General features: G+C 62.7%; 12 protein-coding genes. 10 read left to right on the top strand and 2 right to left on the bottom strand.

Annotation, left to right across the window (positions count from 1 at the left end; all coding sequences use genetic code 11):
- Nucleotides 1–120: 120 nt before the first annotated feature.
- A complete protein-coding gene (locus tag C6558_RS06655) occupies nucleotides 121–1,017 on the bottom strand; it encodes a LysR substrate-binding domain-containing protein (RefSeq protein WP_107027026.1) in 897 nt (298 codons plus the stop codon).
- A 160-nt stretch (nucleotides 1,018–1,177) separates the two neighbouring features.
- Here C6558_RS06655 and C6558_RS06650 point away from each other — a divergent pair, with 160 nt between their 5' ends.
- The 10 genes from C6558_RS06650 to C6558_RS06605 all read left to right on the top strand — a co-directional run bounded on the left by C6558_RS06650 (nucleotide 1,178) and on the right by C6558_RS06605 (nucleotide 12,675).
- Nucleotides 1,178–2,569 carry a nucleobase:cation symporter-2 family protein gene (locus C6558_RS06650; protein WP_107027025.1) on the top strand — a complete coding sequence of 464 codons (1,392 nt, stop codon included), beginning with the start codon at nucleotides 1,178–1,180 and terminating at the stop codon, nucleotides 2,567–2,569.
- Between the two features lie 73 nt (nucleotides 2,570–2,642).
- Nucleotides 2,643–3,506 (top strand): xanthine dehydrogenase family protein subunit M, encoded by an 864-nt coding sequence (locus tag C6558_RS06645; RefSeq protein ID WP_107027024.1) that lies wholly within the window; start codon nucleotides 2,643–2,645, stop codon nucleotides 3,504–3,506.
- Nucleotides 3,503–3,985, top strand: a complete 483-nt coding sequence (locus C6558_RS06640; protein WP_025430365.1) for a (2Fe-2S)-binding protein — start codon at nucleotides 3,503–3,505, stop codon at nucleotides 3,983–3,985. The genes C6558_RS06645 and C6558_RS06640 overlap by 4 nt, the downstream gene beginning before the upstream one ends.
- Complete coding sequence (locus tag C6558_RS06635) at nucleotides 3,982–6,288, top strand: xanthine dehydrogenase family protein molybdopterin-binding subunit (RefSeq protein WP_107027023.1); 2,307 nt, start codon at nucleotides 3,982–3,984, stop codon at nucleotides 6,286–6,288. The genes C6558_RS06640 and C6558_RS06635 overlap by 4 nt, the downstream gene beginning before the upstream one ends.
- Nucleotides 6,289–6,290: 2 nt before the next feature.
- Nucleotides 6,291–7,430 (top strand): GTP-binding protein, encoded by a 1,140-nt coding sequence (locus tag C6558_RS06630; RefSeq protein WP_371412243.1) that lies wholly within the window; start codon nucleotides 6,291–6,293, stop codon nucleotides 7,428–7,430.
- A 400-nt stretch (nucleotides 7,431–7,830) separates the two neighbouring features.
- Nucleotides 7,831–8,754 (top strand): amidohydrolase family protein, encoded by a 924-nt coding sequence (locus C6558_RS06625; RefSeq protein ID WP_025430362.1) that lies wholly within the window; start codon nucleotides 7,831–7,833, stop codon nucleotides 8,752–8,754.
- A gap of 18 nt (nucleotides 8,755–8,772) precedes the next feature.
- A complete protein-coding gene (locus tag C6558_RS06620; protein WP_025430361.1) occupies nucleotides 8,773–9,717 on the top strand; it encodes an amidohydrolase family protein in 945 nt (314 codons plus the stop codon).
- A 59-nt stretch (nucleotides 9,718–9,776) separates the two neighbouring features.
- Entirely contained in the window at nucleotides 9,777–11,150 is a 1,374-nt protein-coding gene (locus tag C6558_RS06615) for a UbiD family decarboxylase (protein WP_057225985.1), read from the top strand.
- A gap of 3 nt (nucleotides 11,151–11,153) precedes the next feature.
- A complete protein-coding gene (locus C6558_RS06610) occupies nucleotides 11,154–11,741 on the top strand; it encodes a UbiX family flavin prenyltransferase (RefSeq protein WP_107027021.1) in 588 nt (195 codons plus the stop codon).
- A 1-nt stretch (nucleotide 11,742) separates the two neighbouring features.
- Nucleotides 11,743–12,675: an XdhC family protein gene (locus C6558_RS06605; protein ID WP_107027020.1), complete on the top strand. Its 933-nt coding sequence runs from the start codon at nucleotides 11,743–11,745 to the stop codon at nucleotides 12,673–12,675.
- A 44-nt stretch (nucleotides 12,676–12,719) separates the two neighbouring features.
- Here the strand turns inward: C6558_RS06605 and C6558_RS06600 are convergent, their stop codons facing one another.
- Nucleotides 12,720–13,724, bottom strand: a complete 1,005-nt coding sequence (locus tag C6558_RS06600) for a LacI family DNA-binding transcriptional regulator (RefSeq protein ID WP_082571884.1) — start codon at nucleotides 13,722–13,724, stop codon at nucleotides 12,720–12,722.
- Between the last annotated feature and the right edge of the window lie 79 nt (nucleotides 13,725–13,803).

Below are 13,803 nucleotides of genomic sequence, written 5' to 3'. Positions count from 1 at the left end.
ACTCCAATGGATTTGCTTGAAGCATGTCGCGCAAAAGTGTGCAGCGGTTTTGCGATAACGACATGCGCAAAAACAAGAGCCTAAAGCGCAGAAAGGGAATCTGAAAGATCGCGACGCGCTTTAGTGCACGGCCTTCAGAAGGAAGTCGCGGAAGCGTCGGGCGGCAGGCGAGAGCGAGCGGGCCTGTTTCTGGATGAGGCTGACTTCGCGCCGGATGAGTGGTTCGGTCGGCGTGCGCACGATCAGCCCCATCGATGTCGCCAGCCGCACGACCGCCGAAGTCATGATCGCGACGCCGAGGCCGGCTTCGACCATGCCGATAATGGTCAACGGCAGCGCCACCTCCTGCATCGTCTTGTCGAGCGGCAGCACGATGCCGTTACGCGCCAACTCGCTTTCCAGACGGTCGCGAATGGGGTTGCAGCGTTGCGGGCCGATCAGCTTGCGCTCGGCAAGGTCGGTCCAGCGAAGCTCCGGGCGTTTCACCAGCGCATCGTCGCAATGCAGTACCACCAGGAATTCGTCAGTCGTCAGCCGGGTGCCGACCAGGTCGGTGTCTTCCTCCGGCACCGTGCCGACGCCGAGGTCGGCAGTTCCGTTGGCGACATAGTCCAGTACCGCCTTTTCGGCAACGTCATGCAGGGCGACGGTGATTTCGGGGTAGAGCTTGTTGAAGGCATTGATCAGCGGGGGCAGCAGCAGCGCGGCCTGCACGGTGCCTGCCGCAATCGAGACCTTGCCGCGTCGAAGCGCGTTCAGCTCCCGCGAGCTTTCCACCATGCCCTCGATGTCCGCCACGGCGCGCGACGCGACCGGCAGGATGTCGATGCCGGCCTGGGTGAGGCGCAGGAGACGGGTATGTCGGTCGAAGAGGCGGAGATTGAGATTGGTTTCCAGTTGCCGCACCAACGTGCTGACGGCCGATTGTGATGAGCCAAGCTTGTCGGCGGCCAGCGTGAACTGCCCGAGATTGGCCACCGTGACGAAAGCCCGAAGCTGCTTCAGCGTAATGTCCATGCCGCCTCATTCATTCAGTTACTAGATGAATAAATATAATTATGCCGATTGTTTGCTGATTTGGCCAGCCGCATGATCCTCCTCGTACGGCGTGCGGTGACATAACCACGAGGCCACGAAGCCCCACCGCGCCGGAAGCTGTTCGCTGGGAGGAAAGCGAATGTCCAATCCTGCAACGACGGATCCCGTCGAAAAGATGTATCCGATCCCGAGCCTTTTTGCTCTGGGCCTGCAACACGTTCTCGTCATGTATGCCGGCGCAGTTGCCGTGCCGCTCATCATCGGCAGCGCCTTGCATCTGCCGAAGGAACAGATCGCCATGCTGGTCAGCGCAGACCTGTTCTGTTGCGGTCTGGTGACCATCATCCAGGCTGTCGGCATCGGCAATGTCGGCATTCGCCTGCCGATCATGATGGGCATCGCTTTTACCGCGGTTCCCTCGATCATCGCGACGGGCACCAACCCGGAGCTTGGGATGCCCGGCGTCATCGGCGCCGTGATTGGATCCGGCGTCTTCACGCTTCTGGCAGCACCCTATTTCGGTCGATGGGTGCGGTTCTTCCCGCCGATCGTCACCGGAACGGTCATGCTGATCATCGGGCTGTCGCTGATGCGCGTCGGCGTGAACTGGGCGGCCGGCGGGCAGCCGATGATCACGGGGCCGGACGGAATGATCCCCAACCCGGCCTACGGTGCGCCCTTCGCGCTGGCCGTCGCAACGATCGTGCTCGTCGCGATCCTGCTCATGACGCGGTATCTCAAGGGCTTCCTGTCCAATCTCGCCGTGCTGCTCGGCATCGGCGTCGGTTTCGCCATCGCGATTGCCGCCGGCAAGGTCAGCTTCAGCGGTGTGGGGGATGCCGATTGGGTCCGGATCATTCATCCGCTCGCATTCGGCTGGCCAATATTCGAGTTCTGGTCGATCTTCTCGCTCTGTGCGGTCATGACGGTGATGATGGTCGAATCGACCGGACAGATCCTTGCGGTCGGCGACATGACGGGCCGCAAGATTTCCCAGGCGGATCTGGCGCGCGGCCTGAGGACAGATGGTGTCGGCAACATCATCGGCGGCATCCTCAACACCTTCACCTATACGACCTACGCGCAGAATGTCGGCTTGTTGCAGATCACCGGCGTCATGAGCCGCTGGGTGGTGGCGACGGGCGGCGTCATCCTGATCCTGCTCGGCTCGCTGCCCAAGGTCGCCTTCATCAGCGCATCCATCCCGAGTTATGTGGTGGGCGGTGCGGCTATCGTGATGTTCGGCATGGTTTCGGCCACCGGCGTCAAGATCCTGAGCAAGGTGGATTTCACCAACAACCGGCGCAATCTCTATATCGTGGCGGTCAGCGTCGGTCTCGCCATGGTGCCCGTGGTCGCCGACAAGATCTTCGACCAGCTGCCGCAGGCGCTCGAAAAGTTCCTGCATAGCGGTGTTCTCGTCGGCACCTTTGCCGCGGCACTTCTCAACATCCTCTTCAACGGCATTCCCGCCAAGGAGCCGGAGGAGCCTGAACTTAAGAACGCTGCGCCCGCGCCCGACGCGATTTGAAGAGCACCCGACACATGTCCGGCGGCATCGCGTCGCCGGAACCCCGCCGGAACCCCGAACGAAGGGAAATCCCATGAGACGCTTTGAATACCATCGGGCGGAAACGCTGGAGCATGCCGCTCGTCTACTCACCGAGCTCGGCGACGACAGCTTTTTGTTCGCCGGCGGTACGGACCTTCTGGTTGAGATCAGGGAGAGGCTGCGGCGCGTGCGCAACGTTGTCGATATCAAGCATATCCCCGGCCTTTCCGAAATCACCTATGACGAAACGCGGGGCCTGACCTTTGGCGCACTGGTGACGGTCGGTCGCCTCGAGCGTCTGCCGTTGGTGGGCGCGCGCTATCCGAACCTTAAGGCCGCGTTCGCTTCGCTGGGCTCCATCCAGGTGCGCAACCGCGCCACTGTTGTCGGCAATATCTGTCGCGCCTCACCCTCGGCAGATACGATTCCGCCGCTGATCGCCGACGGGGCCTTCGTGCACATCTACAGCCGCACGAACATGCGTGTGATCCCGCTTTCGGAATTTTTCACAGGCCCTGGCAAGAGCGTGCTCGCCAAGGGCGAGATCGTCACCGGCGTTACCGTGCCGCCGGCGCTCGAAAACAGCGGCAAGGCCTATCTGAAACACGGCCGCCGAAAAGCGATGGAGCTCTCCACGGTCGGCGTCGCCGTCAGCCTGACCATGGAGGATGGCGTGTGCAACGACATCCGCATCGCGCTTGGTGCCGTGGGTGCAACGGTACTGCGTGCGCGACAGGCCGAAAGCGTGCTGCGCGGCACGGCGCTCGACGCTGCAACAGTCAAGAGTGCCGCCGCGAAGGCGATGGAGGAGTGCACGCCGATCAGCAATGTGCGCGCCAGCGCCGATTACCGCCGCGACATGGTCGGCGTGCTGACCGGCCGCGCCATCAAACAGGCATTGGAGGCTTTCGCATGAAACGGATCGTCGAACTCACCATCAACGGCGAGCCGCGCGACATGGCGGTTGATCCCTGCCGCTCGCTCCTGGACGCGCTTCGCGACGACGTCGGTCTCACCGGCACCAAGAAGGGTTGCGACGTCGGCGACTGTGGCGCCTGCACCGTGCTCGTAGACGGCGAGCCGGTCAACGCCTGCTTGATGCTTGCCGTCGAAGCGGAGGGCCGCGCGATCGAGACGGTCGAGGGGCTTCAGCCGGGCGTCGATACGCTGCATCCCCTGCAGGATGCCTTCATGCGGCACGGAGCCTCGCAATGCGGCTTCTGCACACCGGGCATCCTGATGATGGCCAAGAAGCTGCTCGACGACAATCCGCGGCCCACCGACGAAGACATACGCTTCGGGCTCAGCGGCAATATCTGCCGCTGCACCGGCTACACCAAGATTTTCGACGCGATCAAATCCGCCGCGCGCGAGATGGAGGCAGCAAGATCATGAACATGACGACCCCAATCGAAAAGCGCGACTTCAAAATCGTCGGCAAGAGTGTTCGCCGCGACGACGTGCTCGAAAAAGTGACGGGCGAGGCGCAGTATACCGGCGACGTCAAACTGCCCGGCATGCTGCACGGCAAGATCAAGCGTGCGGCAATCGCCCATGCCCGCATCAAGAGCCTCGATATCAGCAAGGCGCTCGCCTATCCCGGTGTCAAGGCGGTGTTGACGCATGAGACCGTGCCGCGCGTTCTGCATTACGGCTCGCCACATCCCCGTTCAGCCTCCTGCACCAAGGACCAGTATATCCTCGACGACCGTGTGCGCTTCTGGGGCGAGGGCGTCGCCGCCGTGGCCGCGATCAGCGAGGAGATCGCCGACGAGGCGCTGGACCTGATCGAAGTCGAATACGAGCCGTTGCCGGCGGTGTTCGAGCCAGAGGAGGCCACAAAGCCTGGCGCGCCACTGATCCACGAGGTCGGGCCTGGCGGTAACCTGGTGCTCGATCCGGTGCGCGTCAGCCGCGGCGATGTGGAAGCCGGTTTTGCCGAGGCGGATTTCGTGCTCGAAGGCGTCTTTTCCGGCGGGCGACCACATCCGGCCTACATGGAGCCCAATGTCTGCATTGCCGACTGGGACGGTTCGAACAAGCTCACCTTCTGGACCTCGACGCAGACCTCGTTCATGGTGCGCGGCATTCTTGCCGAAGTCCTCGGCCTGCCGCTCACCAAGGTGCGCGTCATCGTCGACCATATGGGCGGCGGCTTCGGCGCCAAGCAGGACCTCTTCCAGCACGAATTCCTCTGCGCGCTGCTCGCCAAGGAAACGCGTAGGCCGGTGAAGATGGAATTTACCCGGCACGAGACCTTCGTTGCCGGCCGCGCCCGCCATCCCTGCAAGATCTGGCTGAAACAGGGTTTCCGTAACGACGGCACCATCGTCGCGCGCGACATGAAGCTCGTCTACGACTCCGGCGCCTACGGCTCGCACGGACCGGGAGTGACGATCGTCGGCACCACTGCTGCCACCTCGCTCTATCGCTGCGAGAATGTGCGGCTGGAGGGACGTTGCGTCTACACCAACACGCCGATCAACGGCGCCTTCCGCGGCTATGGCGTTGTGCAGAGCTATTATGCGCTCGACATCCAGATGGACGAGGCGGCCGAGCGTCTGGGCCTGGACCCGGCCGAGCTGAAGCTGAGAAACGCGGTGCGTGCGGGCGACATTGCGCCCTCCGGCCACCCGATCATCGGCCACGGGCTGGAAATGTGCATCAAGCACGGCGTCGACGTGGTCGACTGGAAAGCATTGCGCAATCGCGACCGCACGCCGGACCCGAAGCGCCCGCACATCCGCAAGGGCTGGGGCATCGGTTGCGAGATGCACGGGTCGTCTGCATACCCGGGCATCAAGGAACAGGGCAATGCCACCGTGAAGGTCAACGAGGACGGGACCGTGACCCTCCTGACCGGCGCTGCAGGCCTTGGCACCGGTGCCCATACCGCGCTGGCACAGATTGTCGCGGAGGAACTTGGCGTGCGCTTCGAGGATGTCGGCATCATCCACGGCGATACCGACGTGGTGCCGTGGGATATCGGCGCGTTTGCCAGTCACACGACCTATCTCGTCGGCACAGCTGCGAAGATGGCCGCCAGCAAGGTCCGCGCCGCCGTTCTGGAGCGGGCGGCAATGAAGCTGCAGGTTTTGCCCGCCGACGTCGATCTCAGTGAAGGAAAGGTCTTCCTGATCACGGATCCCACCAGCGTTATGACAGTGGCCGAGGCGATGGGTCCCTCGCGCGGCATTCCTGCAGCCAATATCGTTGCAAACGGTACCTATGAGCCGACCAAATCCTACTCCTTCGCCGCGCATTTCACCGAAGTGGACGTGGATACCGATACTGGCATCGTCGAGGTCAAACGTGTCGTGCCGGTGCATGACGTCGGTCGCGTCATCCACCCCATCGCCGCGCAAGGTCAGATCGAGGGCGGCATCCAGCAGGGTATCGGCCATACGCTCACTGAGGACTACGTGATCGACAAGACGACCGGCCGGTCCCTTAACGCCGGCCTCGTCGACTACAAGATGCCGCTGTCGATGGACATGCCGGAGATCGAGACGATCATCCTCGAGGCGGCCCCTGATCCGGGCGGCCCGTGGGGGGCAAAGGGCGTCGGCGAGGACCCGATCATCGCGATCGGTCCGGCCATCGCCAACGCCATCCATGACGCCATCGGCGTTCGCTTCCGCCACTATCCGATCACTCCGGAAGACATTCTGAAAGCCTTGAGGGAGAAGGGCGCATGAACATCCATATCGAAGCTGCGAACCAGCAGAAGCTCCCGATCACGATCCTGACAGGGTTCCTGGGATCGGGAAAGACGACGCTGCTCAACTACATCCTCACCGAACGGCACGGCCACCGCATCGCGGTGATCGAGAACGAATTCGGCGAGGTGGACGTCGACAGCGACCTGGTGCTTGCCTCGGACGAGGAAATTTTCCAGATGCAGAACGGCTGCATCTGCTGCTTCGTCGACGTGCGCAACGACCTGATCGACGTGATGAAGAAGCTCCTCAGCCACAAGGACAAGTTCGACCACATCATCGTCGAAACCTCCGGACTTGCCGATCCGACGCCTGTGGCCACCGCCTTCTTCGTTGACCGCACCGTCGCCGACGAGGTGGAGCTGGATGCGGTGGTGACGCTGGTGGATGCTAAACATATCGACCAGCACCTCTACGATCCGGTGCTGGACGGCAGCGACAACCAGGCGGTCAACCAGATTGTCGCGGCCGATCGGATCATCGTCAACAAGATCGACCTTGCCGGCGAAGAGGCGCTTGGTTCGCTGGAGGGCTCGCTGCGCAAGCTCAACCAGACGGCGCCGATCCTGCGGTCGAGCTACGGCGTCGTCGAACTCTCCAACATCCTCGGCATCAACGGCTTCCGGCCGTCCTATGTGCGCGACCGTGCGGAAATCCTCGACATCGACCTGGACGAAGACCACGACGCGCATCACCACATCCACGCGGACTGCCACGATCCAGCCTGCGACCACCCCGACCATGACCACCACCACCACCACCACCACCACCACCATGATCATGGCCATGCGCACGAGCCCGTTCGCCGCCCGCACCAGCACGACGCGACGGTGAAATCCCATTCCTTCGTCTATCCGGACCCCTTCGACCGCGAAAAGCTTGCGACCTTTCTGAAGGGCTATCTCGGTGCGCACGGCGACGACATCTTCCGCACCAAGGGCATCGTTTCGGTCGCCGATGATGATCGCTTCTTCGTCCTCCAGGCGGTGCACAAGCTGGTCGATTTCCGCCCGGACCACGCATGGGGCGAGGACAAGCGGAAGTCGAAATTCGTCTTCATCGGCCGCAATCTCGACCGTGACGGCATAGACAGAAACCTGCGTGCATGCCTGGCGACCTAGCGGCACTTCTCCCGCCGCGAACACCGCTTGCGCAAGTCCCTCTGTCTGAACCGTCCGCGCGCCCTCCAGCGCGCGGGCGGTCGCTGCCGTTGTCGAAAAAATCATTTAAAAACAATATGTTAGATTAATTTTTTTATTGACATAAAGCCCGTCCTGTGGTTTCCTCGACAGCGAGTAGAAGCACCGACAATTGCTCACCGTCTGTTGGAAGATGAGGCCGCGATGTCGATGCTCACGAAGAATGGAATACCCGTTGGTTGCAGCCGCCCTGCGGCATCCGCACCAGCTTTCCTTCCCCGTCATCGGCATTTCCTGAGATCGCGGATCCACGCCCGCTTCGGCCGGCCTGGTTCACTGCGCGGCCCCGCATCGACCGGACCCTCTACGACAGGAGAACGCAATGATAATTGACCTAAGCTGCTACCCCACCGACCTGGTGGACCTGGCTTGGCGCCACGACGGGGCGCCGTTCACCGGTGAGCGGCTGCTGCAGATGATGGACGGCCCCTATTACGTCAACGGCAAGCCGCGCCGTATCGACAAGGCCTTCATCCAACCGCCGCAGGGCAACACCATTTACACCCACGAGGTCATGGACCTGGAAGGCAAGGCCGCCATCCGCCAGTACATGGCCTATACGGAAAAGATGGTGACGGAGCATCCCGACCGTTTCCTCGGCTGCTTCGTCTACAACCCGCGCTACGGCACGGCAAATGGTGCCGAAGAGATCGAACGCTACGCCAAGGAGTTCGATTTCAAGATGGTGCAGCTCCAGGCGAACATGCACGCCTACCGCCCGGACCGCGCGCTCGATTGGTTACGGCCGGCCATGAAGAAATGCGCCGATCTCGGCCTGATGGTGAAGGTGCACACCGGCGACGGTCCCTATTCGATCCCCACGGAGTTCTACCCGATCATCCGTGAGTTCCCGGAAGTGAACTTCATCCTGGCGCATTTTGGCGTGCAGACGGGCGGCGTCTATGTGTTCGAGCCGATGCAGATGGCGCTCGACACGCCGAGCGTCTACGTGGAATCCGGCTGGTGCCTTCAGTCGCGTATCGTCGAATTCGCCAAGGTCCTGCCCAAGCACAAGATCCTCTTCGGCTCCGACACACCGCCGAACGAGCCGGGCATGTGGATCAACCTTCTGGAAGTGCTGTGCCACGAGCCGCCGCAGGGCCTCAACCTCGATGAGGATACGCTCGAAGATTATCTCGGCAACAACGTCGCCCGGATGATCGGGCTGGAAGCGACGAAACCACCGGCCACCGTCGAGGAAGCCGAGGCGTATCTGCGCCAGCACGGCGTAGCACTTGCCGCGTAAATTTGAACGGAGTGAACAATGATCATCGATACCCATCTTCACCCGACCAACCTCGTCGACGAGGCGTGGCGTCACACGGGCGAGCCCTTCACTGGCGAGCGCATGCTCAAGCTGATGGACGGCCCCTATATGATCAACGGCAAGCCGCGCCGGATCGACATGGGCTTCATCCAGCCGCCGCCGGGTAATACCGGCTACCGCGACGGCAACCGCAAGGGCCGCGACGGCATTCGCGACTACATGGCCTATTGCGCCGAGCTTTGCCAGAAATACCCGGACCGCTTCATCGGCAACTTCAACTACAACCCGCGCTGGGGACCCGAAAACGGCGCGGCGGAGCTGGAATTCCATGTCAAGGAATACGGCTTCAAGATGCTGAAGCTGCACGCCAACATGCACGGCTATCGTCCCGACCGCGCGCTGGATTGGCTGCGTCCAGCAATGAAGAAGTGCGCCGAACTCGGCGTGGTCGTGCTGATCCACACCGGCGACGGGCCCTATACGATCCCCACGATGTTCTACCCGATCATCCGCGAATTCCCGATGGTCAACTTCATCATCGGCCATTTCGGAATTCAGACGGGCGGCAACTATTCGTTCGAATCGTTCTGGATGGCCATGGACACGCCCAATGTCTATTGCGAATCCGGCTGGTGCTTCCAGTCGCGCATCGTCGAGTTTGCCCAGCAACTGCCGAAGAACAAGATTGTCTTCGGGACGGACAGCCCACCGAACGATCCGGGCATGTGGCTGCGCGAACTCGAGGTGCTTTGCAAGGACCCGCCGCACGGCATCAACCTCTCCGAGGACGATCTGGAAGGCTATCTCGGCAACAATATCGCAAAGCTCGTCGGCATCGACCCATCGCCGCCGCCGCGCGACCTGAGGGACGCCCAAGCGCGCCTGAAGGACAGTTATGCCGGTGTCGATCGCGCCACCGGCCGGCATCTGGAATTCGCCTGATTTGACGACAGCGGCGCCCTTTGGGCGCCGCCACCCATCCGCAGCATCGAGGCCGAGACATGACCAAGTATCACAAGCAAGACGTCCGCCGTTTCCTGGCCGACTACCGGGAAGAACATGGCCAGGACGTCATCACCATCGACCGGCCCGTCTCGGACGATCAGGACGTGACCGCGCTGATCTGGACCCTTGCCAACAAGGGCCAGCATCCGATGCTGCACCTCACGAATGTCAGCGGCATCGGAGCTGAGGTGCTCTCGAACATCTTCGCCTCGCGTGACCGCATCGCCCGTCTTCTGGGCTCGACCGCCGACGCCCTGCATGAAGCCTATCAGGCGCGCGCCAACCGGCCGTTCACGCCGGAGCTTCTGGAAAGTGGCCCGGTCACTGACGAGATCATTTCAGGTGATGCCGTCGATCTCCACGCGCTGCCCATGCTCAAGCACTTCGACACGGACCGCGCGAAATACATCACCAGCGGTATCATCATCGGCGAGCATCCCAAGACCGGTGCCGGCAATCTCAGCTATCACCGCGCGATGATCCATTCGAGGAATTCGCTCGCGACCTCGCTGCATTCACGCGGTCATCTCTGGCGGTTGATGAATATGGCGAAGGAGAGGGGCGAGCCCATGCCGGTCGCCATGGTGATCGGCGGCCATCCGCTCTTCATGCTCGCCGCCTCCGCCCGCCTTGCCTTTGGCGAGGATGAGCGGGATGTGGCCGGCGGTCTGATGGGCGAACCCCTGCAGGTGGTCCGCACGCCGAAATATGGAATCCGCGTTCCCGCCCATGCCGAAATCGTGCTGGAGGGTGTGCTGGATCCGGAAGCCCATGTGGAAGAGGGGCCGTTCGGCGAATTCACCGGCTATTCCTCCGACCGCTCGACGAACAATCTCTTCACCGTCGAAACCATTATGCGTCGGCGTGATGCCATCCTCATCAGCGTTGCGGGCGGCAATTCCGCCGAACACCTCAATCTCGGCCGTGTGCCGCGTGAGGCGGAAGTGGTGGAAAAGCTGAGGGCTCGCTTCCCTTCGATCACGGCAGTGCATTACCCGTCCTCTGGCACTCATTTCCACGCCTATATCGCGATGAACCAGATGCGCGAGGGTGAGGCCCGACAGGTGATGCTCGGCCTCCTCGGCTGGGACCAGTATCTGAAGACTGTCGTCGTCGTGGATGCGGATGTAGACATCACCCGCGACAGCGAGGTGCTCTGGGCGCTCGCCACCCATTTCCAGCCCCACAAGGACGTCGTCATCATCGAGGGCCTGCCGGGCAATGCGCTCGATCCCTCGGCAAGCGGCATTGGCACGACCTCGCGCATGGGCCTCGATGCCACGCGCGGGCCGAATTTCCACGGCGTGCGCGCCCGCATCAGCGACGAGGCATCCGCCCGTGCTGCGGCGCTCCTCGAAAGTGTGGGGTAGGCGATGACGACGCGGTCCAGACGTATGATCGTCGGTATTTCGGGCGCTTCCGGCGTGGTCTACGGCAAGCGCATCCTCGAAGTGCTGCGCGACCTCGACATCGAAACGCACCTGATCATGTCGCGTGCGGCCTGCATCACGCTTGCGGCCGAGGCGGATTTTTCGAAGCAGGATCTCGAGGCGCTCGCCACGACCACCCATTCCAACAAGGATATCGGAGCCGTCTGTTCCTCCGGCTCCTACAAGACGCTCGGCATGATCGTCGCGCCCTGTTCGGTAAAGACGCTGGCAGAGATCGCGACCGGCACGACCGACAACCTGCTCTCGCGCGCCGCCGACGTGGTGCTGAAGGAGCGCCGCCGCCTCGTGCTGATGCTGCGCGAGACGCCGCTCCATCTCGGCCACATCCGTAACATGGCGCAGGTCACGGAGATGGGCGGTATCATCTATCCGCCGGTGCCGGCCTTCTACGCCAAGCCCCAAAGTCTCGGCGAGATGGTCGACCATACGGTTGGCCGCGTGCTCGACCTCTTCGACCTCGACCCTGGCATCGTACGGCGCTGGCAGGGAACGCAGGCAGGGGCCGAATAGCATGACCGCCCGCATTGCTCCCGACCTGGAACCGATCGCGCAAGTTCCCCGCGCCGCTTTCCTGTCGGACGATGCGATCGACATCCTGCGCTTTGCCGCAAAGTCTCTTGAAGACGGCTACGTTGCCGCCCTGGTTACGCTCGTTCAAATCCACGGCGGTGCGGCCCGCGCTATCGGCGCGCAAATGGCGGTGCGGCAAGACGGCCTCTATTGCGGGTTTGTTTCCGGCGGCTGCACCGAGGCGGCGGTTGCGGCTGAGGCCGTGATCGCCCTGCAAAATGGCACGGACCGAAATCTCCGGTTCGGCGAAGGTTCGCCCTTCCTCGACATCGTGCTGCCCTGCGGCGGTGGCATCACGCTCGCGATCCACGTCATCCGCGATGCAGCCGTTCTGCTCCGGACACTTGCGGCCTTACAGCAGCGCACGCCCGTTCGCCTGCGCTACCATCCCCGCCAACGGACGCTCGTCTTCGAGCCGGGCGAGGGGGCGACCGGTTGGCAAGGGGATTGCTTCGTGCGCGCCTACCGCCCACGGCAGAGGCTTCTCGTCGCCGGTACGCCGATGGAAGCCGGCGCCGTGGCACGCGTCGCAGCCGCGTCCGGCTACGAGATCATTGCCGCCGAGTGGGGCCGGATGCCTCCGCAGGATCAATTGGACGGGGATACCGCGGTCGCGCTCCTGTTCCACGATATCGACCGGGAATTGGCATTGCTCGAGCGTGCCTTGGCATCGCCGGTCTTCTACATCGGAGCACTCGGAAGCCGGCGCACCCATGCCAAGCGCTGCACGGTCCTACGGCAGCGCGGTTACGGTGAGGCCGACCTTGCCCGCATCAAGGCTCCAATCGGAATCTTCGACAAGGCAAGGGACGCGAATTCGCTTGCCCTTTCGGTCGTTGCAGATGTCGCGAAATCACGCGTTGCGTCCGAGTAGTCAGGGAAATGTCCGGTGCCCCTCCAGGATTGCAATGTACAAACCTACACCGGTGACGCCCCCGACGAAGCTCGCGGCACCAGCGTTGGTGGCGACACAACGCCTGGTTCGTGGTCGTGGTGGCCCAGACGGGCCAGGAGCAGATCGACCGCCCCCGCCGCCACCTGATCGAGATGAAGATTAACCGCCGTGAGGGGCGGGGTGGCCAACTTGGCACGCATGCCGTCATAACGGGTCGCAAGGCGGAGGTCCTGGGGAACCTTGCGTCCGACGGAGCGTGCCGCGTCCAGAACGCCGGTCGCAAAGGCGTCGACCGGCACGCATAGGGCAGAAATGGTGGGGTCCGCCCGCAGGAGAGCTTCGGCGGCCACGGCCGCGGCCTGTTCGCCCCCCCGTTCGTCAACGCGAACGGCAAGGGGTGAGAGGCCGGCTTTCGCCATGCGCTCCGCATAGATGGTTTCCATCTCGATATAGGAATTGCGTCTTTGCACGCCGGTTATCAGCCCGACGCGACCGCCGCCTGCGAGCAGGTGATCGAGCATTAGGTGGGCCGTTGCCCCACTCTGCAGATCCACGAAAGGAAGGTCGTCCCGGCCGGGTGCGCGTCCGATGGACACGACATCGACGCCGCGATCGAAGAAGAAATCCAGCACCGGATCATTGAGTTCCGGCTCGACGACGATGGCGCCATCCACTTCAAGCGCGTCCAGGCTGTCGCTCGGACCCAGCGGAGGGACAAGGCACAGCGCGATGCCGCGCGAAAAGGCTGCGACGGCTGCGGCTGCGGCGATCTCCATCAGGAAACCCAGGCGCGAGGGACCAGCAGCAACCGCGAATGGCATCGATGAGACGAGCGCGATCGATCCGGCCCTTCCGGTTCGCAAGCGTTGCGCACGGTGGTTGGGCCTGTAGCCAATTTCGTGTGCGAGTGCCTCGATGCGCTTGCGTGTTTCCGGCTCAACATAGCGGCGCCCGCTAAACGCGTGCGACACGGTGGTGACAGACACGCCCGCCGCCTTGGCTAGGTCGGCGATAGTAGGTTTTCCCATGATGCCTCCAGTTTGCCCTTCTTAGCATGTCGCCGGCACTCTGCAAATCGATTTGCATTCGACGAATTCCATGGTACGA

This window comes from Ensifer sp. NM-2, from assembly GCF_003024455.1.
Classification (GTDB): Bacteria; Pseudomonadota; Alphaproteobacteria; order Rhizobiales; family Rhizobiaceae; genus Ensifer; species Ensifer canadensis.
The sequence above is the reverse complement of the archived record's forward strand: the minus strand, read 5'-3'. Positions and strand labels throughout refer to the sequence as shown.

Coding starts and splice junctions, on each gene's coding strand:
- C6558_RS06655 (WP_107027026.1), bottom strand. CDS start 1,017: ATGGACATTACGCTGAAGCAGCTTCGGGCTTTCGTCACGGTGGCCAAT.
- C6558_RS06650 (WP_107027025.1), top strand. CDS start 1,178: ATGTCCAATCCTGCAACGACGGATCCCGTCGAAAAGATGTATCCGATC.
- C6558_RS06645 (WP_107027024.1), top strand. CDS start 2,643: ATGAGACGCTTTGAATACCATCGGGCGGAAACGCTGGAGCATGCCGCT.
- C6558_RS06640 (WP_025430365.1), top strand. CDS start 3,503: ATGAAACGGATCGTCGAACTCACCATCAACGGCGAGCCGCGCGACATG.
- C6558_RS06635 (WP_107027023.1), top strand. CDS start 3,982: ATGAACATGACGACCCCAATCGAAAAGCGCGACTTCAAAATCGTCGGC.
- C6558_RS06625 (WP_025430362.1), top strand. CDS start 7,831: ATGATAATTGACCTAAGCTGCTACCCCACCGACCTGGTGGACCTGGCT.
- C6558_RS06620 (WP_025430361.1), top strand. CDS start 8,773: ATGATCATCGATACCCATCTTCACCCGACCAACCTCGTCGACGAGGCG.
- C6558_RS06615 (WP_057225985.1), top strand. CDS start 9,777: ATGACCAAGTATCACAAGCAAGACGTCCGCCGTTTCCTGGCCGACTAC.
- C6558_RS06610 (WP_107027021.1), top strand. CDS start 11,154: ATGACGACGCGGTCCAGACGTATGATCGTCGGTATTTCGGGCGCTTCC.
- C6558_RS06605 (WP_107027020.1), top strand. CDS start 11,743: ATGACCGCCCGCATTGCTCCCGACCTGGAACCGATCGCGCAAGTTCCC.
- C6558_RS06600 (WP_082571884.1), bottom strand. CDS start 13,724: ATGGGAAAACCTACTATCGCCGACCTAGCCAAGGCGGCGGGCGTGTCT.